The 21917-nt window shown below is 66.8% G+C and carries 19 protein-coding genes and 1 pseudogene; 8 read left to right on the top strand and 12 right to left on the bottom strand.

The genetic code is table 11. The features are described from left to right. The first annotated feature begins 82 nt into the window (after positions 1-82). Both ACFJGT_RS07195 and ACFJGT_RS07200 read left to right on the top strand, forming a co-directional pair. On the top strand, positions 83-2434 hold the full coding sequence (locus ACFJGT_RS07195; protein ID WP_377847326.1) for an OmpA family protein: 2352 nt from the start codon (positions 83-85) through the stop codon (positions 2432-2434). Positions 2435-2443: 9 nt separating this feature from the next. Beyond that, positions 2444-3211 carry a hypothetical protein gene (locus tag ACFJGT_RS07200; protein WP_377847328.1) on the top strand — a complete coding sequence of 256 codons (768 nt, stop codon included), beginning with the start codon at positions 2444-2446 and terminating at the stop codon, positions 3209-3211. Positions 3212-3217: 6 nt separating this feature from the next. Here ACFJGT_RS07200 and ACFJGT_RS07205 read toward each other — a convergent pair whose 3' ends face one another. The 5 genes from ACFJGT_RS07205 to ACFJGT_RS07225 all read right to left on the bottom strand — a co-directional run bounded on the left by ACFJGT_RS07205 (position 3218) and on the right by ACFJGT_RS07225 (position 9377). Beyond that, entirely contained in the window at positions 3218-4111 is an 894-nt protein-coding gene (locus ACFJGT_RS07205) for an alpha/beta fold hydrolase (RefSeq protein WP_377847330.1), read from the bottom strand. 79 nt (positions 4112-4190) lie between these two features. Continuing rightward, complete coding sequence (locus ACFJGT_RS07210) at positions 4191-4616, bottom strand: MarR family winged helix-turn-helix transcriptional regulator (protein ID WP_377847332.1); 426 nt, start codon at positions 4614-4616, stop codon at positions 4191-4193. A gap of 9 nt (positions 4617-4625) precedes the next feature. Continuing rightward, positions 4626-5921 carry an MFS transporter gene (locus tag ACFJGT_RS07215; protein ID WP_377847334.1) on the bottom strand — a complete coding sequence of 432 codons (1296 nt, stop codon included), beginning with the start codon at positions 5919-5921 and terminating at the stop codon, positions 4626-4628. Then, positions 5918-7072, bottom strand: a complete 1155-nt coding sequence (locus ACFJGT_RS07220; RefSeq protein WP_377847336.1) for an amidohydrolase — start codon at positions 7070-7072, stop codon at positions 5918-5920. The genes ACFJGT_RS07215 and ACFJGT_RS07220 overlap by 4 nt, the downstream gene beginning before the upstream one ends. A gap of 229 nt (positions 7073-7301) precedes the next feature. After that, positions 7302-9377, bottom strand: a complete 2076-nt coding sequence (locus ACFJGT_RS07225; RefSeq protein ID WP_377847338.1) for a transglycosylase SLT domain-containing protein — start codon at positions 9375-9377, stop codon at positions 7302-7304. 168 nt (positions 9378-9545) lie between these two features. Between ACFJGT_RS07225 and dapA the strand changes: the two genes are divergently transcribed. Both dapA and smpB read left to right on the top strand, forming a co-directional pair. Continuing rightward, positions 9546-10439 carry a 4-hydroxy-tetrahydrodipicolinate synthase gene (gene dapA / locus ACFJGT_RS07230; protein ID WP_377847341.1) on the top strand — a complete coding sequence of 298 codons (894 nt, stop codon included), beginning with the start codon at positions 9546-9548 and terminating at the stop codon, positions 10437-10439. A gap of 166 nt (positions 10440-10605) precedes the next feature. After that, positions 10606-11079, top strand: coding sequence for an SsrA-binding protein SmpB (smpB, locus tag ACFJGT_RS07235; protein ID WP_265058831.1), 474 nt, complete (start codon positions 10606-10608; stop codon positions 11077-11079). A 10-nt stretch (positions 11080-11089) separates the two neighbouring features. Here smpB and ACFJGT_RS07240 read toward each other — a convergent pair whose 3' ends face one another. The 5 genes and pseudogenes from ACFJGT_RS07240 to lepB form a co-directional block, all read right to left on the bottom strand. Then, positions 11090-11722: an NYN domain-containing protein gene (locus ACFJGT_RS07240; RefSeq protein WP_377847344.1), complete on the bottom strand. Its 633-nt coding sequence runs from the start codon at positions 11720-11722 to the stop codon at positions 11090-11092. Between the two features lie 139 nt (positions 11723-11861). Further along, positions 11862-12406: pseudogene (locus ACFJGT_RS07245) on the bottom strand (sugar O-acetyltransferase). Positions 12407-12423: 17 nt separating this feature from the next. After that, positions 12424-13341, bottom strand: coding sequence for a GTPase Era (era, locus tag ACFJGT_RS07250; RefSeq protein WP_377847346.1), 918 nt, complete (start codon positions 13339-13341; stop codon positions 12424-12426). Beyond that, the gene (gene rnc / locus ACFJGT_RS07255; RefSeq protein ID WP_377847349.1) at positions 13334-14065 is read right to left on the bottom strand and encodes a ribonuclease III; all 732 of its coding nucleotides are present in this window, start codon (positions 14063-14065) and stop codon (positions 13334-13336) included. Before rnc ends, era begins: the two co-directional genes overlap by 8 nt. Beyond that, entirely contained in the window at positions 14062-14829 is a 768-nt protein-coding gene (lepB, locus tag ACFJGT_RS07260; RefSeq protein WP_377847351.1) for a signal peptidase I, read from the bottom strand. Before lepB ends, rnc begins: the two co-directional genes overlap by 4 nt. Before the next feature lie 231 nt (positions 14830-15060). On the opposite strand from lepB, the gene aqpZ reads away from it, so the two are divergent. After that, positions 15061-15774, top strand: coding sequence for an aquaporin Z (gene aqpZ, locus ACFJGT_RS07265; protein WP_377847353.1), 714 nt, complete (start codon positions 15061-15063; stop codon positions 15772-15774). Between the two features lie 103 nt (positions 15775-15877). Here aqpZ and acpS read toward each other — a convergent pair whose 3' ends face one another. Further along, a complete protein-coding gene (gene acpS / locus ACFJGT_RS07270; RefSeq protein WP_377847355.1) occupies positions 15878-16279 on the bottom strand; it encodes a holo-ACP synthase in 402 nt (133 codons plus the stop codon). Positions 16280-16350: 71 nt separating this feature from the next. Further along, on the bottom strand, positions 16351-17100 hold the full coding sequence (locus ACFJGT_RS07275) for a pyridoxine 5'-phosphate synthase (RefSeq protein ID WP_377847358.1): 750 nt from the start codon (positions 17098-17100) through the stop codon (positions 16351-16353). A 212-nt stretch (positions 17101-17312) separates the two neighbouring features. Between ACFJGT_RS07275 and ACFJGT_RS07280 the strand changes: the two genes are divergently transcribed. The 3 genes from ACFJGT_RS07280 to ACFJGT_RS07290 all read left to right on the top strand — a co-directional run bounded on the left by ACFJGT_RS07280 (position 17313) and on the right by ACFJGT_RS07290 (position 21887). Beyond that, positions 17313-19022: an ATP-binding protein gene (locus ACFJGT_RS07280; protein WP_377847360.1), complete on the top strand. Its 1710-nt coding sequence runs from the start codon at positions 17313-17315 to the stop codon at positions 19020-19022. Positions 19023-19125: 103 nt separating this feature from the next. After that, entirely contained in the window at positions 19126-19515 is a 390-nt protein-coding gene (gene rpoZ / locus ACFJGT_RS07285) for a DNA-directed RNA polymerase subunit omega (protein WP_291651738.1), read from the top strand. Positions 19516-19676: 161 nt separating this feature from the next. Continuing rightward, a complete protein-coding gene (locus ACFJGT_RS07290) occupies positions 19677-21887 on the top strand; it encodes a RelA/SpoT family protein (RefSeq protein WP_377848940.1) in 2211 nt (736 codons plus the stop codon). Positions 21888-21917 lie beyond the last annotated feature (30 nt).

The raw sequence follows: 21917 nt of genomic DNA on the forward strand, positions 1-21917 counted from the left end.
GACAAGTCCTTGAGAAAACGAGAGCGATCCCGAAGGGGATACCTGCGCCGACCCCGGGTCGACGTGGGGCAGGGGGCGGTGCATGTCTCAACCGGCGCGTTGGCTCTGGGGGCTGATCCCACTCGGCTTGTTGTGGGGAGCCGGAAATCTCGCACTCGATTCCGCAATCGAGCGCGATGTCGGCTTGCGCGCCGAGCAGGCCGTGGCGGCCGTCGCCGGCACGACGCCGGGCGCCCGTCCGGTCGTTGCCCAGGTCGATGGTCGCGACGTCACGATCGGTGGGGAAGTCCTGTCCTCCGATGGCGCGGGCAAGGCGATGGCCCGGCTGCATGGCGAGTTCGGCGTGCGCCGGACGCTTGGCGGGCTGTCGCAGGTCGTCGCCCAGAAACCCTATTCCTGGTTCGCCAGCCGTCAGGCGGATAGCGTGACGCTCGCTGGATTCGTGCCGGATCTCGACACCGCTGCGGCCAATATGGCGGTTGCATCGGCGGCCTTGCCCGGTTTGCGGATCGACGACCGCCAGACCGTCGCTTTCGGTGCGCCGGAGGGGTTCGCAGCGATGGCAGTGGCGATGCTCGCCGAATTGCCGAAGCTGGCCTCGGGACGGGTCACCCTCGACGATGGCCGCTTCTGCATCGAGGGTAAGGCGGCCAGCTCGGATTCGTTCCTGGCCCTCGAGGCCGCGATGGCGCAGGCGGAGCGGCCTGGCTTCCGCGCCGTCAAATGCGATCTCGAGCCACCCGCCGTGACACCCTATCGCTGGAGTGCCGAGCAGGAAGCCGGCGGCGGCGTCGTGATGCGCGGCTTCTATCCCGATCAGAACGCGCGCCAGCAGATACTGGCAGTGGCGCGGCAGGCGCTCGGCGCGGGCTCTGCCCTTCGTGACGAGATGAAGCCGGCGCTTGGTGCGCCATCGGCCTTCCTTGCGAAGATCGCGCGTGCGGTCGGGGATCTGGCGCGGCTGCGGCAGGGCAAGGTGGAGATCAACGGCGACGTCTACACCCTGGCCGGGAAAGGGCCTGAGACCTACGAGGCCTGTCAGGCCTTGCGCCTGCAGATTGCCCAGCTGGACGGGCCGGATTCGGTGGCTCAGGCTGCCATCGAGTGTCCGCCCGCTCCGCCGCCGGTGCCGGTCATCGTGCCGATCCCGGAGGTGCCGGGGCTGATCCTGCACGATGTCTTGCCGGCTCAGCCGAAGCCGGCGGGCGCCGCAGCGTCTCCGGAGCCTGCGCCGGGCCCTGCGGCGCCGCAGGGCACTGTCATCGCGCCGCCCTTGGGCGCTCCGGCGGTAACGCTCCGTGCGGTGGCTCCCGTGCCGCTGGACTGGAGCGCCGTTCGCAGCGACAGCGGCCTGCGCCTCAATGGAAAGCTGCCGGACGAGGCGGCGCGCGCGCGTATTCTCTCCGCGGTGCGCGGTTTCTTCGGCGAAGCGGCGGTCGATGACCGGATGGGCATCGAGCCGGCGCTGAAATCCGAGCTCGACCTGGGGGCTTCGACCTCCTTCGCATTGGAGGCCCTGTCAAAGCTGAAGACCGGCTCCGTGACGATCCGCGAAAAGGCTTTCGCGATCGCAGGCGAGATCGCGGACGCCGCGAGCCTGGCGGCATTGCGCGATCTTCTGGCGCGCAATGCTCCCGCCGGTCTGGCCCTGGCCGATGTGCCTGACAGCATCGTGGTGCGGCCTTATGGCCTGTCGCTCTCGGCGGATCGGACTGGCCTGCGGCTTTCCGGATATCTGCCGGATCAGGCGACGCAAGCGGCACTGCGGGCCCTGGTTGCGGATTCGCCGCTGAAGGACCGTTTCGAGGATGCGACCACGCTCGTGCAGGGAGCCCCGGCAGGCTTCGGCGCCGCGGCCCGGGCCGTGCTGGCCGATCTGCTGCGCCTCGATCTCGGCTCGGCTGCGGTGGTGAACGATCGCGTGACGCTGCGGGGGCTCACCTGCCGCGACCTGATCAAGAGCGAGATCGAGACCAGCGCCGCCACCGGCCTGCCGCAGGGCTTCAAGGTGGATGCGGCGGTGAGCCTGCGCCAGACCGGCTGCGTGGTCGATCCGCCGGCGAATTGCCAGAACGATCTCGACGGGCTGACCAGGCGCAACACCGTCCTGTTCGGCCAGGGAACCTCGGTCGTCGAGCTCGATGCCACGACCGAGCGCGTCGTCAGTGAGGCCGCGGCCATCCTGGAGAAATGCCCTGGCTCTCCGGTCGTCATCGAAGGCCATGCCAACCGCGACGGCGAGCGGCGCGGCTTCGACAATATGGATCTGTCGCTCCGCCGGGCACTGCGCGTGCGCGATGAACTGGCGCGGCGCGGCATCGATTCCGGCAAGCTCGCGGTCAAGGGTTATGGCAGCACCCGCCCGCTCGTGCCGCACGAAGCGCCGGAAGCCCGGGCGATGAACCGCCGCGTGCAGTTCACCGTGGCGAAGTAGGAGGCGGACATGCTCTATCTCGCCAGTCAGTTCGTCTGGTTCCTGCTCGCTGCCTTCGGTCTCGGCTGCGCCATGGGCTGGATCAGCCATGACGGCGGCAAGGCGCGTTTCTGGAGCGGTGCCTGGAGCGCGGTCGCCGTGCTCTGGATCGCCGGCGCCGCCGTGACCTGGTTTCAGCTCCTGAACGGCATGCCGGCGACCTGGGTCGAGACGGCGTTGCTGTTCACCGCCGCCTACTGGGCGGGTTGCGTCTGCGCCGGCTTGCTCCGGAAGCCGGCGGCATCGCAGCCAGGCGCCGTCCTCGTCGCGGCCTCGCAGCCGGCCGTCGCGGCAGCGCCTGCATCGACGGTGCCGGCCGCCGCCCAGCCGGCCCGGCTACCGCCCGTCGAGAACGAGGCGGAGCTGCCCGGGCAGCGTCCTGCGGGCCTTGTTGCAGCCCGCGACGAAAAGCCCGACGATCTCAAGCTGATCAAGGGTATCGGCCGGCAGAACGAGGGGCGCCTGCACGGCCTCGGCATCTGGCATTTCGAGCAGATCGCTGCCTGGACGCCGGAGAATGTCGAGTGGGTCGGCGGCTATCTCGCCTTTCCCGGTCGCATCGAGCGCGAGGATTGGGTCGATCAGGCCAAGCTTCTGGCGGCTGGGACAGAGACAGAGTTCGCCAAGCGGGCCAAGGCCGGCGAGGTCGAAACGTCGCGCGACGACGGGACGGCGGGGCAGGGCAATGTCGCGGAGATCGTCGAGGACAAGATCGAAGCGGAGCGCCCGAAGTCCTGAACCGGATCAGCCGGCGCGGCGCTCGGCTCGCGCGACCAGCTTGGTGATCCGCCGGATCATGTCCTTGGCGCCGAGCAGCGGCGCGTGGCCCTGGCCGGGCGCGGTGTAGGTCTCGCAGTCGGGATGGCGCTCCGCCATCTCCTCCAGGGTCTTCTCGGCCAGCAGGTCGGAATTGGCGCCACGGATTGCCAGCAATGGAACGGCCTTGAGCGCGTCGAAATAAGGCCAGAGCACCGGCAGCGGTGCCTCGAGGTCGAGCTCCTCCAACACCTTCATCAGCTTGATGTCGTAATCGGGCTTCAGGGAGCCGTCGCGATCGGTCCAGGTCCGGCGCGCCATCACCTCCCATTCGGCCTCGCCGAGGATCGGGAACTGCTGGTCCGAGAGCCGCTTCAGGATCTCCGCGCCTTCCTGGAAGCTGCGCGGGGTCGGCAGCTTGCCGACATAGCCGCGGATGCGCAGCAGGCCGCGCGCGTCGATCACCGGGCCGACATCGTTGAAGACGACGCCGCGGATCATGGCGGGGCGCGCCGCCGCCAGCGCCATGGTCAACAGGCCGCCGCGCGAGGTGCCGACGAAGACGGCCTGCTCGATGCCGCCAGCGATCAGACCCTGGACGAGATCGTCGAGCTCGACGCGGATGTCGTAGTTCTTCCAGTTCTTGTCGTATTCGGACAAGCCCCGGCCACGATAATCGAGCGCCAGCACGCGGCGCGGTTTGGCCTCGTCCTGCGACAGGGCGAGCGCCAGCTCATGGAAATCGGCTGCGGTACGGGCAAAGCCCGGCAGGCAGATGACGGGCAGCGCAGTCGCCGCGAGCGGCCCGTAGTCGCGAAAATGCAGCTTGAGCCCGTCGCTGGCGCTGACGAAGCGGGAGGTGAAACCGGATTCGGGCGTCATGAGGGACTCAAAAAGGCTGCGCAGGCGGCGGGAGGGCACCTAACCATGGCCGGGACGCCCACGGAAGCCGGCTTTCGGTTCAGGGAGCACCCCAGCGGCGCAGCTTGTCGATGCAGTGGTTGAACTGGGCGAGTTCTTGCGGGGTCAGTACCGACAGGAAATCGCGCTCCATCTCCTCGCCCAGCCGGTCCGCGGCCTCTCGGATCGTCTCGCCCTGCGCGGTGAGGCGCAGGACGACGCGCCGTGCATCGGCGCTTTCCAGCTCGCGTTGCACCAGCCCGCCACCGACCAGCTTGCGCAGGTGTTTCGAGACCAGCGTCTGCTCGATGAAGGTCGCTTCCGACAGGCTCCGCGACGACAGTCCCGGCTCGTCGCCGATCGCCCTCATCACCCTGAGTTCGCGGATATTGAGGCCGAGCCGCTCCTTGTAGACCTGCGAGGCCTTCGCCATCGCGGTCTGGCTCAACTGGTCGAGCCGGAAGGTCAGGAAGGACTCGCGGGCCATCTTGCTTGCTCAGCCTTGCGTGCGCGCCCGTTTCGCCAGGCTCAGGGCGAATAGGGAGATCGCCGTGCAGGCGAGGAGATAATAGGACGGAACCATGTCCGACCCCGTCTTCGCCACGAGCCAGGTCAGCGTGAAGGGCGCGAGCCCGCCGAACAGCAGCACCACGACATTGTAGGCGATCGACATGCCGGTCGAGCGTACCTGCGTCGGGAACATGCCGGCGAGCAGGCCCGGCGTCGGTGCCCAGATCGCGGCGATCGAGAGCGCGCAGATCGCCTGTGCGGTCAGGAGCCGCTCGAAGCTCGGCTCCGCCACGACATAGGCGAGCAGCGGGTAGGAGAGCAGCGCGAAGCTCAGCATGCCCAGGAGCCAGACGCGGAAGGCGCTCCAGCGGTCGGCGAGATGGCCCATGATCGGCACGAAGATGAAGAGCAGGACGCCGCCGATCAGCGAGCTCAGCATGGCGCTGGTGAAGGGGAGCTTGAGCTGGCGGATGACATAGCCCGGCAGGAAGATGAACCAGACATAGTTCGAGGCCGTGCCGGGAATCATGATGCCGAAGCAGCGCAACAGCGCGTTGCGATGCTCGGAGAGAACGGTGCGGAACGGCGTCTGCCCGGTGCTCTGCTTGGTGTCCTTCTCGTATTCCGGGGATTCGTCGACGAAGCGGCGGATGTAGAAGCCGAGCGGCGTGATCAGCGAGCCCAGCAGGAAGGGAATGCGCCAGCCCCAGCCCTGCAGGTCCTCGGGCGTCAGCAGCGTCGCCAGCGCATAGCCGGAGAAGGCGGCGAGCGCGAGCGCCAGCGCCTGCGAGCACATCTGGAAGCTGCCGAACAGCATCTTGCGGCCGGGCGGGGCGTATTCGACCAGCATCGCGGTGGCCGAGGCGAATTCGGCGCCGACCGAGATGCCCTGCAGGATGCGCGCGATGATCACGAGGATGGGCGCGAGGATGCCGATCGTCGCATAGCTCGGCGTCAGCCCGATCAGCACGGTCGAAAAGCCCATGATCAGGATCATCACCGTCAGGATCGGCTTGCGGCCGAAGCGGTCGGCATAGGTCGAGAGCAGCACGCCGCCGACCGGCCGGACGAGGAACGAGATCGCGAAGGTCGCGGCCGTCAGCAGCGTCGAGACCAGCGGATCGGAGGTCGGGAAGAAGACCTGGGCGATGATCGTGGCGAAGAAGCCGTAGACCAGGAAGTCGTACCATTCGAGGCCATTGCCGATCACCGAGGAGATCACGGCGCGACGGATCATGGCCGGGGAGCGCGGCTCGGCGCTCGGGATCGCGGCGGCGGTCATGCGTTGGCTCCGGTCTGGCGCTCGACGAGGCGGCACAGGATGCTGGCGCCGACCGGCAGCAGCCGGTCGTCGAAATCGAAGGTCGGGTGGTGGCACATCGCGCCGGGCTGGCCGAGGAAGATGTAGGCGCCCGGCCATTGCCGCAGCATCAGTGCGAAATCGTCGGAGAAGGGCAGGGGCGTCAGATCGGTCTGCACATTGGCGTCGCCGAGAACCTGCGCTGCTGCAGCGGCCGCAGCCGCTGCAGCGCGGGGATCGTTGAGGCAGGGCGGGCAGCTCGCCTTCTTCGTGCAGGTGATGGTGCAGCCGGACATCAGCGCCAGACCCCGGCAGGCCGCATCGAGCTTGTCGATGATGCGGGCCTCCGTCTCGGGATTATAGGTGCGGATCGTGCCGCTGAGCTCGGCTGAGTCCGGGATGATGTTCGAGGCCGTGCCGGCGACGAGCTTCCCGAGACTGATGACGGCCGGCTGCATCGGATCGACATGGCGGCCGACGATCGAGGAGATCTCGATCGCGAGCCGCGCCGCGACCTGCAGCGGGTCATTGGTTGTATGCGGCGCCGCGCCGTGGCCGCCCTTGCCCTTGATCGTGATCTCGAACACGGTCGTGCCGCTCAGCGTCGGGCCGGGCCGGACGGCAGCCGTGCCTTCCTCGTAGAGCGGGATGGTGTGGAGCGCGTAGACCTCGGAGCAGGGGAAACGCTCGAACAGCCCGTCCTCGATCATCTTCTGCGCGCCCTGGCCGATCTCCTCGGCCGGCTGGAAGATCAGGTGGACCTTGCCGCGCTTGGGCGGGTTGGCGGCGAGATGGCGCGCCGCGGCGAGCAGCATCACGGTATGGCCGTCATGGCCGCAGCCATGGAATTGGTTCTTGGTGGTCGAGCGATAGTCGAGGCCGGTATCCTCCTCCATAGGCAGCGCGTCCATGTCGGCGCGCAGGCCGATGGTCGGCCCCTCGGCCGCACCCTTGATGACACCGACGAGGCCGGTGCCGCCGAGCCCGCGATGCACCTCGATACCGAAGGAGGCCAGCGTCTTCGCGACGAAATCCGAGGTTCGGAATTCCTGGAAGGCGATTTCGGGATGGGCGTGAAGGTCGCGACGCCAAGCCTCAAGGGTGGGCGCGAAATCGGCAATGTCCTGCAGCATCGAAATTCCTCCGCTGCCGGCAGAAACTAATTGAAAGTTTCAAATATTGCAATCGGCAGGGAAGATCGTTGGGGTGGCTTCATGACCTCATCATGTCATCCCGGGCGCAGCGAAGCGGAGACCCGGGATCCATGCCTGAGCCTCTGTCGGAAACGCTCCGGCATGGATCCCGGATCGGCGCCGCTTCGCGGCTTGTCCGGGATGACGGCGTGTTTGAGCAAAGGCCCGGCTAGTCCCGCTTGCCGCCGCGCTTCAGGTCGTAGTCTATGAGGTAGGCCGTGCGCTGATTCAGGCGCTCGCGATAGACCTGCAGGTTCTCCATCACGCGCTGGACGTAGTTGCGCGTCTCCGAGAACGGGATTCGCTCGACCCAGTCGACGGCGTCGACCTCCGGATCGCGCGGGTCGCCATAGGCGGCGATCCATTTCTTCACATTGGGCGAGCCGGCATTATAGGCGGCGAAGGTCAGGATATACGAGCCGCGCCATTCCTTGAGCAGGTCGTTGAGATGGGCCGCGCCCATCCGCGCCGCATAGAGCGGGTCCTGCCCCAGCTTCTCCCAGTTGAAGGGGAGGCCGGCGCGCCTTGCCGTCTCGCGAGCGGTCGCCGGCATCATCTGCATCAGGCCGCGCGCGCCGGCACCCGACATCGCGGTCGGATCGAAGGCGCTCTCCTGCCGGGCGATGGCATGGACGATGGCGCGCTCCATCGGATCGCCGAGCACGTCGAATTCCGGGATGCCGTTGACCGGATAGGCCGTCATGTCGAGCGGGAAGCCGCGTTGCAGCGCGGCCTTGCCGATGCCGACCTGCGCGCGCGCATCGGTTTCGCGCCGGGCGATGGCGGCGATCGCCTCCAGCGCCTCGGTGGTGTGCAGACGCTGCGCTAAGTCGTTCAGCATCAGCGTGGCGAGATCGCGCTCGCCGATGCGGTAGAGCAGGCGCACGGCGCGATGGCCCGGCAGGGTCTCGAGCCCGGCGGCAACCGTGCGTCGCAGCGGTAGGTCGGAGAAGCCGAGCTTGGCCCGGGCCAATTGCCCGTAATAGGCGATCGGCTGTTCCGCCGCCTTGCCGAAGGCGGCCTTGGCCTCGTCGGGTTTGCCCAGTTCCTCATAGGCGCGGCCTTGCCAATAGGCGGCGCGGGCGACCGAGATCGGCGTCTCGGCGATGCCTGCCGCCGCGTCGAAATGCCTGAGCGCGACATCCGGCTTCTTCAGGAAGCGGAGCGCCAGGAAGCCGGCATGCCATTCGGCCTCGATCCGCTCGGCTGCATCCTCGGCGCCATGGCCGGACGAGACCTCATACGCCTTCTGCGGCTGGCCGGCATCGAGGAGCTTACGTGCGATGATGCGCCGCTCCTCCCACCAGCCGTCGCCGTCGCCGAGCAGGGCCGGATCGCGCGGAATCGCGGTCAGCGCCTTCACGGCATCGTCGAGCTTGTCGCCGCGGCGCGCCTGCTGGGCTTGCAGGAAGGCAAAGGAGACATCGCCGCGAACCGACGCCGGCACGGCCGTGATCAGCTTGTCGGAGATGGGCCGGCGGGCCTTGGCGCTGGCGAGCCGCGCCTTGGCCAGCACGACGTAATCGGTCGAGACGCGGGCGGCGTTGCGCAGGGCGGCCTCGCCATTCTCGCGGAATAGAAAGCGCTCGGCGCGCAGGCGATGGTCGTCCTTGCTCAGCACCGCCTCGAAGGCGGCGAGCGCGATCTTTTCGAGAGCCTGTCCGAAAACGTCCTTGCGCCAGCTCTGGCGGATCAGGGCATTGGCCTGTTCGGCCTTGCCTTCATCCTTGAGCGCGATGGCCAGTGCGATCCGCCCGGCCGGCGAGACCGGCTGCTGGCCATGAAAGAAGGCGCGCACGATGGCGGGGGCCTTCTTCTCCGCGATCAGCGCCTCCTCGGCGCGGCGTCGAAAACGGGTCGTGGCCGGATAGTTCGGGTGCTCGCGCAGGAAGGCGTCGATCCGCAGGAAGGGCACGGCGCCGGCATTGGCATGGATCGCCACCCATTCGAGCAGGGAGCGCGTCGAGCGATCGTCGATGCGTGCCGCGAGATCGTCGCCCTCAGTGAGTGCGCCGCGGCGATAGGCAGCGACCGCCGCCTTCACGGCCTCGACATTGACGGCGTCGTGACCACGCAATGCATTGGCCGGATAGGGCAGCGCGCCCGTGGCCTCGACATCGCCGAGCATGGCGAGCTTGCGCTGGGTTGCGAGCATGCCGTCATCGCCCGCCCGCGTCGAAGACGCCGAGAGCAGGACGGGCAGCAGCAGGCAGATCAGTCTCCTCGCGGCCGCAGGCGAGGCCATGGCGCGGCTCCAGGCTCGGATGGTCATCGACGGATGGTCGGCGAAGGCCGTTTATGAAGGCTTAACTATGAGGCCACGCATTTTCATGACTTGCCGGCTTTGCCTTGGCGAGACGACGGTTTATGTGTGGCGGCCCCGTAACCCGCGTTTTCGTCCCAGGACCGTCCCATGACCAAGCACATTGCCTTCACCGGCTCGATGCCCGCTCTGGTCACGCCGTTCAAATCCGGCAAGGTCGACGAGCAGGCGCTGCGCGCATTGGTCGAATGGCAGATCGAGAACGGCTCGACCGGGCTCGTGCCCGTCGGCACCACCGGCGAGAGCCCGACGCTGTCCCATGACGAGCACAAGCGCGTGGTGGAGATCGTCATCGACCAGAACAAGGGCCGCGTCCCTGTGATCGCCGGCGCCGGCTCAAACAACACGATCGAGGCGATCGATCTCGCCGTCCATGCCGAGAAGGCCGGCGCCGATGCCGTGCTCGTGGTCACGCCCTATTACAACAAGCCGACCCAGGAGGGCATGTACCAGCACTTCAAGGCGGTGAACGACGCGATCGGCATTCCGATCATCATCTACAACATCCCGCCGCGCTCGGTGGTGGACATGTCGGTCGAGACGATGACGCGGCTCTATGAGCTGAAGAACATCGCCGGCGTGAAGGATGCCACCGCCAATCTCGCCCGCGTCTCTCAGCAGCGCCACGCCATGGGGCCGGATTTCATCCAGCTCTCGGGCGAGGACATGACCGCGCTCGCCTATATGGCGGCCGGCGGCCATGGCTGCATCTCGGTCGTCGCCAATGTCGCGCCGCGCCTCTGCGCCGAGCTGATGGAGGCCGTCCAGAAGGGCGACTATGCCGGCGCGCTGAAGGTGCAGGACCGTCTGGTGCCGCTCCATGATGCGATCTTCAAGGAGCCCGGCCTTGCCGGCGCCAAGCACGGTCTCGCCCTGCTCGGCCGCATCGAGGAGGAGGTCCGCTTGCCGCTGATGCCGGTGACGCCGGCGACGGGCAAGGTCATTCGCGAGGCCATGGTTTTCGCCGGGCTGGTGAATGCTTAAGTAGGATGGATGGCCGTGCCGGACAGGGCACGGCCATTCGCTCGCCCCGCCGGGGCGGGCGGAAGAATGACAAGACCAGTGGCTTCAAAGGCTTGGGCGCCGATTCCGAATCGGATTCTCAAGCTGTGGCAGCGCCGGTCGAGCAGCATGGATTCAGCGGAACGGCATGAAGAAACCCGATCCGGAGCGCTATCGTCTCGCGGCGGATAACCGCAAGGCGCGCTTCAATTACGAGATCAAGGAAACCGTGGAGGCGGGCATCGCCTTGCAGGGGACCGAGATCAAATCGCTGCGCGGCGGCAAGGCGACGATCGGAGAGAGCTATGCCGGCCCGATGGGGACGGAGCTCTTTCTGTTCAACGCCCATATTCCGGAATATCTCGAGGCCAACCGCTTCAATCACGAGGTCCGCCGGCCGCGGAAGCTCCTGCTCCACAGGCGGGAGATCAACAAGCTGATGGGCGCGGTCCAGCGCGAGGGCATGGCCCTGATCCCGCTCAAGGTCTACTTCAACGACCGGGGCAGGGCGAAGGTCGAGCTCGGCCTCGGCAAGGGCAAGAAGCTCCACGACAAGCGCGAGACCGAGAAAGAGCGCGACTGGAACCGCGACAAGCAGCGGTTGCTGAAGTCGGGCGGGTAGTGCTGGCGCCTTACCCCTCGGCCGGCTCGTCGCCTTGGCGGATGCCGTAGCGGCGCTCCAGCGACGGGCTGCCGGGTGTAACCGGCGCTGCGGCAGGGCCGCTGCGGCCGGCACGCTCGGCCGGGTCGCGGCCGATCTTCTGCATGAGCTGGGCGAGGTCGATGAACTCGTCGCACTGACGGCGCAACTCGTCCGAGACCATCGGCGGATTGGTCGAAATCGTCGAGACCACCGAGACCTTCACGCCCTTGCGCTGCACCGCCTCGACCAGCGGGCGGAAATCGCCGTCGCCGGAGAATAGGTAGATCTGGTCGAGATGCGGCGCGAGCTCGAGCATCTCGATCGCCAGCTCGATATCCATGTTGCCCTTGATCCGGCGCCGGCCGGTGGCGTCGGTGAACTCCTTCGCCGCCTTGGTGATCACCCGGTAGCCATTGTAGTCGAGCCAGTCGACCAGCGGCCGGATCGAGGAATACTCTTCGCTCTCGATCAGCGTGGTGAAATAGAAGGCGCGGATCAGGTTGCCGCGGCCCTGGAACTCGCGCAGCAGGCGCCGGTAGTCCATGTCGAAGCCAAGCTGCTTGGACGTGGCGTAGAGATTGGCGCCATCGATGAACAGCGCGATGCGCGGTACGGCGCTCATGGCAATCACTCCTGCTGAAATATCTTTAGGTATGAAAATGGAGGCAAAACGCGTTCTAACAATGTCGTTTCACGACTGAAATTTGACAAGTTACAAGGGCAGTCCGTGGCACACTGACGCAGCTCGATTTTCCGTTACGTCAGGGCCGCAGGCGCGCCGGATTGCCGACGGCCGTGGCGCCGGCCGGCACGTCGCGCGTGACCACGCTGCCCGCGCCGATGATCGCGTCGTCGCCGATCGTGACGCCGGCAGGATGATCGCGCCGCCGCCGATCCAGACATTGCGCCCGATCCAGACCGGGCGGCCGAATTCCAGCATCTGCCGGCGCTGTTCGGGGTCGCGCGGATGGTCGGCTGTCAGGATCTGCACGCCGGGGCCGATCTGCGTGCCATCGCCGATCGTGACCGCCACGACGTCGAGGATGATGCAGTTGAAGTTCAGGAAGACGCCGTCGCCCAGGCTGATATTGTAACCGTAGTCGCAATGGAAGGGCGGGCGGATGACCACGTCGCGCCCGACATGACCGAGCGCCTCGCGCAGCAGCGGCAGCCGCGCTTCCGGCGTTGCAGTCGTGGCGTTGAAGCGCTCCATCCAGGCGCTGATGCGGCGGTTATCGGCGATGAGCTCGGGGCCGTCGGCGCGGTAGAGTTCGCCGGCCAGCATCTTGTCCTTCTCGCTGCGCATCACGTTTGCTGCGCCGCTCAGGCTTTGCCCTTGGGGAATTCCAACCCCATCTCGCGGTAGCGCTCCGGATCGTCGCTCCAGTTCTCGCGCACCTTCACGAACAGGAAGAGATGGACCTTGGCCTCGGCCGCCTCGGCGATCTCGATGCGGGCCTTCTGGCCGATCGCCTTGATCGTCTGGCCGCCTTCGCCGAGCACGATCTTCCGCTGGCCCTCGCGCTCGACATAGATCGTCTGCTCGATGCGCACGGAGCCGTCCGGCTTCTGCTGCCAGCTCTCGGTCTCGACCGTGGAGCGATAGGGCAGTTCGTCATGCAGCCGCTCGAACATCTTCTCGCGGGTGATCTCAGCGGCGAGGAAGCGCAGCGGCGCGTCCGAGATCTGGTCCTCCGGATAGAGCCAGGGGCCGAGCGGCAGACGCTTCTCCAGCCAGGTCAGGATATCCTTGACGCCGTAGCCGGTCAGAGCCGCGACCATGAAGGTCGTCTCGAAGCTGCCGCGCTCGTTCACCTTGGCGGTGATTTCGAGCAGCTTCTCCTTCGGCACCGTGTCGATCTTGTTGAGGATCAGGAATTTCGGCTGCTTCAGCTCGGCAAGCCGCTCGAACAGCGCGGTGTTCTCCTCATGGTCGAAGCGCGCGACGTCGATCAGCACGCCGATCAGGTCGGCATCGGTGGCGCCGCCCCAGGCGCTCGTCACCATCGCGCGATCGAGCCGGCGCTTGGGCGCGAAGATGCCGGGCGTGTCGACGAAGATGATCTGCGCCGTGCCGGAGAGCGCGATGCCGCGCACCTGCGTGCGCGTCGTCTGCACCTTGCGCGAGACGATCGAGATCTTGGCGCCGACGAGCTGGTTCAGCAGCGTCGACTTGCCGGCATTCGGCGCGCCGATCAGCGCGACGAAGCCGCAGCGCGTGGCTTGATCGGTTTCAGACATTGTCACTTTCCGGGTTGTCGTTCCACAGGCCCTCGCGCCTCAGGAAGGTTTCGGCCGCGGCCTGTTCGGCCAGCCGCTTGGAGGGGCCGCGCGCTTCGGCGTCGGCGAGCCCCGTGATCCTGGCGGCGACGACGAAGACCGGCGCGTGATCGGGGCCGGAGCGGCCACGCTCGCTATAGGTCGGCGTCGGATAGCCCTTGCCTTGCGCCCATTCCTGCAGCGCGGTCTTGGCGTCGCGCAAGGGGCGGATCGGCTTCAGCATGCGCTCGCCGAAGGCGCGCTCGATCAGTGCGCGTGCGGCCTCGTAGCCGCCGTCGATGAAGACCGCGCCGATGATCGCCTCGCAGGCATCGGCCAGGATCGCCTTGTTCTTGCGGGCGCCGCCGAGGATTTCGCCTTCGCCGAGCCGCATGAACTGGCCGAGATTCCAGCCCTCTGCCACCTCCGCGCAGGTCTCCTTGCGCACGAGATCGGCGAGCCGGCGCGAGAGATTGCCTTCCTCCGACTGCGGGAACTGCCGGAACAGCAGGTCGGCGACCGACAGGCCGAGCACGCGGTCGCCGAGGAATTCGAGGCGCTGATAGCTCGCCAGCCGCGAGCCCTCGGCGCTCATATGGGTGAGCGCCGTGGCGAGCAGGCTCTGGTCCGCGAAGCGGTGCCCGAGCGCGGCTTCGAGCCGTGCCGTATCCGGGGCCTTGCGCCCGCCGTCGCCCGCCTTGCTCACTTGATGGTGCTGAACAGACGGTTCCAGCGAACCGTATAGGGCCATTCCCAGATCTTCCAGGCCGAGGCGCCGTCCTCGATCGAGAAGAAGATGATCTCGGCCCGTCCGACGAAATTCTCGAAGGGCACGAAGCCGACGCTGCGGTCGCGCGAGTCGAGCGAATTGTCGCGATTGTCGCCCATCATGAAGAAATGGCCGGCCGGCACGATGAAGACCTGCGTGTTGTCGAAGGTGCCCGTATCGCCCTCGCGCTCGATGATCTGGTGACTGACGCCGCCGGGCAGCGTCTCGCGATACTGGATCGTGGGGGCGCTGCGGCCCCAGTTGTCGGCCGTCACGTAATCGGCGATGCGCTCGCGCTTCACCGGCTGGTTGTTGATGTGCAGGATGCCGTCGATCATCTGGATGCGGTCGCCCGGCAGGCCGATGACGCGCTTGATGTAGTCGGTCGAATTGTCGCTCGGCAGCTTGAACACGGCAATGTCGCCGCGCTTGGGCTCGGCTGCCCAGACCCGGCCGGAGAACAGCGGCGGGCTGAACGGGATCGAATGCTTGGAATAGCCGTAGGTGTATTTCGACACGAACAGATAGTCGCCGATCAGCAGCGTCGGGATCAGCGAGCCCGAGGGGATGTTGAAGGGCTGGAACAGCAGGGTGCGGATGACGAGCGCGATGAGCAGCGCCTGGACGACGACCTTGATCGTCTCGAGGACGCCGCCCTCTTCCTTGGCCGCCTTGCTTTTGCTGTCGACGTCGTTGGCCACGCGGGCGCTCCTGAGGCTGCAATCCAGCGCGCGGTCTAGCCGACTATCGCGCCTGCGACAACGCGCAAGAGCGGGAGGGGGAGGGGCGCCAGTGGATGGCGGCAAGATGTCAAATGCGAATCCAGCGTGGGAGAACGGCAGGATCAGGGCAGTTTTAACACCGATGACAGATTGACGGCCCCTGTTTTCGTCAACAGCATCATGGTCGCGCGACACTGGGGGGAATCATTCATGAGCACGAAGAAATTAGCCGCCGAAGCCATCGGGACTTTCTGGCTGACCTTTGCGGGTTGCGGCAGCGCGGTCATCGCTGCGGGATTTCCGAATGTCGGTATCGGGCTGCTCGGCGTTTCGCTGGCGTTCGGCCTGACCGTCGTCACGATGGCCTATGCCATTGGCCATATCTCGGGTTGCCATCTCAATCCGGCGGTGACGGTTGGCCTCGCGGCCGGCGGACGCTTCCCGGCGGGCCAGGTCGTTCCGTATATCATTGCGCAGGTGGTCGGCGCCGTCGTGGCGGCCGGCGTCCTTTATCTTATCGCGCGGGGCGCGCCGGGCTTCGATCTTGCCGGCGGCTTCGCCTCGAACGGCTATGCCGAGCATTCGCCCGGCAAGTACAATCTCGTCTCGGCCTTCCTGATGGAAGTCGTGATGACCATGATGTTCCTCTTCATCATCATGGGCTCGACCCATGGCAAGGCGCCGGCAGGCTTCGCCCCGCTGGCGATCGGCCTCGGCCTCTGCCTGATTCACCTCGTCAGCATCCCGGTGACCAACACCTCGGTGAACCCGGCCCGCAGCACCGGCCCGGCGCTCTTCGTCGGCGGCTGGGCGCTCCAGCAGCTCTGGCTGTTCTGGCTGGCGCCTCTGATCGGCGGCGTGCTCGGCGGCGTGATCTATCGCTGGCTGAGCGACGAGCCGGAAGGCCAGGTCACCGGCCGCTGAGCGGCCGAACAGGGCGGTAACGTCTCGAAAGCCGCCGTCGTTCCGGTGCATCGTCAAGCGGTGCCCCGGAATGGCGGCGGCTTCTGCTTGAAGGGAAGGCGGTTCAGGTGACCGGCCGTGCCTCGATCACCACGAAGGCCTGCGCCAGAGGCGGGTCGTCCGTCAGCGAGACATGGACGAAAGCCTCGTGGCCTGGCGGGGTCATGGCCTTCAGCCGCTCGATCGCGCCGCCGGTCAATCGCATCGTGGGGCGTCCGCCCGGCAGGTTGACGACTTCCATGTCGCGCCAGAACACGCCGTGGCTCATGCCCGTGCCCAAGGCCTTCGAGCAGGCCTCCTTGGCGGCGAAGCGGCGGGCATAGGAAGCGGCGCGGGTCGCGCGCCGGTCCGATTTCGCCCGCTCGCCCTCGGTGAAGACGCGCTGGGTGAAGCGGTCGCCGAAGCGTTCGAGCGAGCGCTCGATGCGGCGGATGTCACAGAGGTCGGAGCCGATGCCGAGGATCATCCCCGCGATGTAGCGCGCTTTGCGCCGGATCGGAACCGCTTTGGGAGCAGGGAAGGACGTTGACCGGGGGCTCAGCGCCCGGCGCGGCCCTCGTCCATCGCTTGCCGCATCCGGCGGATCGCCTCTTCGAGACCGACGAAGATGGCCTCGCCGACCAGGAAATGGCCGATATTGAACTCGACGAAGGCCGGCACGGCTGCGAGCATGCGGGCGGTGTCGTAGTCGAGCCCGTGCCCGGCATGGACTTCGAGACCGAGCCTGGCTCCGAGCGCCGCGCCGTTCGTCAGCCGTCGGAATTCCGCCTCCGCCTTGGCGGTGTCGCCGTCGATGACGGCATGGCACCAGCTTCCGGTATGCAGTTCGATGACCGGCGCGCCGAGCTTGACGGACATCGCGATCGGCGCTTCGTCCGGCTCGATGAACAGCGAGACGCGGCAGCCGGCCGCTTTCAGCCGGGCGATGGCCGGCGCGAGATGGGCTGCCTGCCCGACGACGTCGAGGCCGCCTTCGGTGGTGCGTTCCTCGCGCTTCTCCGGCACGAGGCAGGCCGCATGCGGCTTCAGCCGTTCCGCCAGCGCGATCATCTCCTCGGTGGCGCCCATCTCGAAATTTAGCGGCCTGGTCAGTTCTGTGGCGAGGCGCTCCATGTCGGCGTCGCGGATATGGCGGCGGTCCTCGCGCAGATGGGCGGTGATGCCGTCGGCGCCGGCGGCGATGGCGAGATGCGCGGCCCGGACCGGATCGGGCAGGGCGCCGCCACGCGCGTTTCGCACCGTGGCGACGTGGTCGATATTGATGCCCAGACGCAAGCCTTCGGCCATCACGCATTCCCCTTGTTTCTTTGAAACCTGCTTAGACGAAAGCGGCGCGTCGGCTCAATACAGGGATTGTGATGCCCGGCTCACGAAATGTGATCGGTGCGGGGCGCCAAACCTTGCGATTTGATAAAGAGGAATAACCTTTCCGCGTGAAGGTAATCGTAACCGGAACTCCCTAGCGTTGATGTTCGACATTGCAGAAATCGCGCGAGCCGATGCAACTCCCACTGAAGAACGCGGCTTTCCACACCGATATCCAGCCGGACAGGCGTGACGGCCAGCAGCCGCCCGAGCGGGCGCTCGGCCGCGTCATCGCTTGTGACGGCTCGCGTGCCACGATCCTCAGCGCGGTCTCGACCGATGGCTGGCAGGCCGGTGATGCCTGGGCCATCGGCCAGATGATATCGATCAATCTTGGCGCGAGCCGTATCGTCGCGCTCGTCTACAAGCTGCACGCCGTCGACACCGCCTGGTACGATTCCGAGGAAAACCCGATCCGGGTCGAGGTGGAGTTGCTTGGCGAGGTGCTGGAGAACACCGTTGGAAAGCCGCGCTTCCAAAGCGGCATCAGCACCTTTCCGTCGATCGGCGCTGTCGCCCACCGTATCCGCTCCGGTGATCTTGCGCTCGTCCATAACCTCGGTGACCGGGTCGGCGTCGAGATTGGCCATGTCACGCAGGATGCCAGCATCCCCGCGACCGTCAGCGTCGAGGACATGCTGTCGCGCCATTTCGCCCTGGTCGGGACGACCGGCGTCGGCAAGTCGAGCGCGGTCTCGCTGTTGCTGCGCCGTGCCGTCTCGGTCCGGCCGCGCCTGCGCGTGCTCATCCTCGACCCGCACAACGAATATTCCAGCGCCTTTCCGGACCTCGCCCTGACCATCGACGGCGAAAGCCTCGATCTGCCCTTCTGGATGTTCAAGCAGGACGAACTGGCCGATGTCGTGTTTCGCGCGCGCGCGCCTCTCGACGACGAGCCGGATATCCTGCGCGAGGTCGTCTCGGCCGCGCGCGCCCGCTATCGCCAGCCCAACGGGCAGGATCTGGCGCGCGATCTCGGCTCGAGTCTGCTGAAGCGTCCGCTCGATCTCGGCGTCTCGCGCCAGTCCGCCGATACGCAGCAGGCCGGGCCGGCCGATGCCGCCACGCCCTACCGCATCAAGGATGTCTTCGCGGTCATCGACGAGCTGGTCGGCCTGCATGAGCAGCGCTGGCCTCGTGCCGCGCTGCGCTCGCTCAAGGTGCGGCTGGAGTCGCTCCACGCCGATCCGCGCTATCGCTTCATGTTCGGCCGGGCCAACATGTACGAGACCGTGGCGCCGATCCTGTCCCAGGTCTTCCGCATCCCGATGCATGGCCGGCCGATCACGGCCTTTCAGCTCGGCGGCCTGCCATCCGAAGTCGTGAACGCGGTGGCCTCGGTGCTGTCGCGCCTGGCCTTCGACCTTGCCAGCGCGAGCCAGGGCGCCTGCGAGATCCTCGTGCTCTGCGAGGAGGCGCATCGCTACGTCCCCTCCGACCCCAAGCTCGGTTTCGCGCCGACGCGGCAGGCGCTCGCCCGGATCGCCAAGGAAGGCCGCAAATACGGCGCCTATCTCGGCATCGTGACGCAGCGCCCCGGCGAGCTCGACCCGACCATCCTGTCGCAATGCTCGACCATCTTCGCGATGCGGCTGGCCAACGAGCGCGACCAGCAGATCATCCGCTCGGCGATCTCCGACGCCTCCGCCAGCACGATCAATTTCCTGTCCTCGATCGGCAATCGCGAGGCGATCGCCTTCGGCGAGGGCGTCGCCACCACGATGCGGATGCGTTTCGCCCAGCTCCAGCCGCACGAGTTGCCGGCCATGGGCGCGCGCGGCGGCGAGGTCGCGGGCCGGTATGAGCCGACGCTGGACGACATGGTGCGTCGCATGGGCGCCTGACGCGACGCCGGCAGCGAGCGAAATTCTTGCATCGCGGTGGCTTTGCCTGTAAGGCCGTGCTCAATCCATTTCCCTGCATCGCTGAGATCGGAAGAAGCCGGCCATGGCTCGCGTTACCGTTGAAGACTGCATCGACAAGGTCGAGAACCGCTTCGAGCTGGTGCTGCTCGCCAGCCACCGCGCGCGGATGATCCAGTCGGGCTCGTCGATCCTCGTCCCCCGCGACAACGACAAGAACCCCGTCGTCGCGCTGCGCGAGATCGCCGACGAGAAGCTCAAGCCTGAGGATCTCAAGGAAGACCTGATCCACTCGCTGCAGAAGCATGTCGAGGTCGACGAGCCGGAGCAGGAGACCGTTCCGCTGCTCGCCAGCCCGACGAGCGCCGCGACCCCGGACAGCGAAGTCCAGTTCGACCGCATGAGCGAAGAGGACCTGCTGCGCGGCCTCGACGGCCTCGTGCCGCCGACCGAGAGCGCCGACGACGAGGACTGATTCTCCTCGCGTGAATCGATTGTTCACTGTTTCCCGTTAAAGCCCGGCAGTGCCGGGCTTTTTCATGCCCGCTATCCGGAAAACGCCTTGCTGCCGCCGATGCCTGTGCAAATAATAATGTGTTGCAATGATCGCAGGATGAGGCTGGGGCCCGCATGGGCATGATGCGGCAATATGAGCTCGTTGACCGGGTCAGGAGCTATAATCCGAATACCGACGAGGACCTGCTCAACCGGGCCTATGTCTATGCCATGCGCGCTCATGGCACGCAGAAGCGCGCCTCCGGCGATCCCTTCTTCGCGCATCCGCTCGAAGTCGCGGCGATCCTGACCGATCTCAAGCTCGACGACGCCACCATCGTCGCCGCCGTCCTGCACGACACGGTCGAGGACACGGCCGCGACGCTCGAAGAGATCGAGACCATGTTCGGGCCGGATATCCGCCGGCTGGTCGACGGCCTCACCAAGATCAAGAAGCTCGACCTCGTCTCGAAGAAGGCGGCGCAGGGCGAGAATTTCCGCAAGCTGCTGCTCGCCATCGCCGACGATATCCGCGTCCTGCTGGTCAAGCTCGCCGACCGCCTGCACAACATGCGCACCCTGCATTTCGTCCCGCCCGAGAAGCGCCTGCGCATCGCCGAGGAGACGATCGAGATCTACGCCCCGCTCGCCGGCCGCATGGGCATGCAGGAGCTGCGCGAGGAGCTGGAGGAACTCTCCTTCCGCCATATCAAGCCCGAGGCCCATGCCACCGTGACCAAGCGGCTGGAGGAGGTGACCGAGCGCGAGGGCAAGGTCATCGGCGAGATCGAACAGGACCTGAAGGGCAAGCTCGCCGCCAGCGGCATCCAGGCCGAGGTCTTCGGGCGGCGCAAGCGGCCCTATTCGATCTGGAAGAAGATGGAGCGCAAATCCGTCTCCTTCGAGCAGCTCTCCGACATCTTCGGCTTCCGGGTCATCGTCGACAGGCCGGAGGATTGCTATCGCGTGCTCGGCATCGTCCACATGACCTGGCCGATGGTGCCGGGCCGCTACAAGGACTATATCTCGACGCCGAAGCAGAACGACTACCGGTCGATCCATACGACCGTCGTCGGCCCCGGCCATAGCCGCGTCGAATTGCAGATCCGCACCGACAACATGGACCGCATCGCCGAATACGGCATCGCCGCGCACGCCCATTACAAGGACGGCCGGGCCGGCGAGCCGATGGGCCTCGCCGACGAGAGCCGCGCCTATCAATGGCTGCGCCGCACCGTCGACTTGCTGGCCGAGGGCGACAGCCCCGAGGAATTCCTCGAGCATACCAAGCTCGAGCTCTTCCACGACCAGGTCTTCTGCTTCACCCCGAAGGGCAGGCTCATCGCCCTGCCGCGCGGCGCGACGCCGATCGATTTCGCCTATGCCGTCCATACGGACGTCGGCAACAGCGCGGTCGGCGCCAAGATCAACGGCCGCATCGCGCCGCTGCTGACCGAATTGCAGAACGGCGACGAGGTCGAGATCACCCGCGCCGACGGGCAGGCCCCGCCGGCGGCCTGGGAATCCCTCGTCGTCACCGGCAAGGCCCGCGCCGCGATCCGCCGCGCCACCCGCGCCGCCGTCCGCCGCCAATATGCCGGCCTCGGTCGCCAGATTCTCGAACGCGCCTTCTCCCGCGCCGAGCGCGCCTTCTCCGACGACAAGCTCAAGGCGGCGCTGAAGCGCCTCGCGCGCAACACCGTCGACGACGTGCTCGCGGCGGTCGGGCGCGGCGAGATGTATTCCGGCGACGTGGTCAAGGCGGTCTATCCCGACCTTGAACCCGAGAAGCGTGGCTCCTCCGACGGCAAGCCGGGGGCGGCCGCCAACGGCAAGGGCTGGTTCGAACTGCGCAAGGGCGAGAACCTCAAGTTCAAGCTGCCGGGCGAGGAGCCGGATACTGCGATCCCGATCCGCGGCCTCGGCGGCGACCTGCCGGTGCGCTTCGCGCCGCATGGCGGGGCCGTGCCGGGCGATCGCATCGTCGGCATCCTGACGCCGGGCGAGGGGGTGACGATCTACCCGATCCAGTCGCCGGCACTCGCGGCCTTCGACAACGAGCCCGATCGCTGGCTCGATGTCCGCTGGGACCTCGACGACAAGGTGCCGCAGCGCTTCCCCGCGCGCATCGCCCTGAAATCGATCAACGAGCCCGGCTCGCTCGCCCAGATCACCACGACCATCGCGGAGCATGACGGGAATATCGACTCCGTCTCGATGAACCGGCCGAACCAGGACTTCACCGACGTCACCATCGACCTCACGGTCTGGGACCTGAAGCACCTCTCGGCCATCATCAGCGAACTCCGCGAGAAGCGCGTGATAAGCCGTGTGGAGCGCGTGGTCGGGTAGGGCGGCAGAGGCAGTAGCCCGCGAGTTTCT

The organism is Allobosea sp. UC22_33, assembly GCF_042700715.1.
In the GTDB taxonomy this organism is placed as follows: Bacteria; Pseudomonadota; Alphaproteobacteria; order Rhizobiales; family Beijerinckiaceae; genus Allobosea.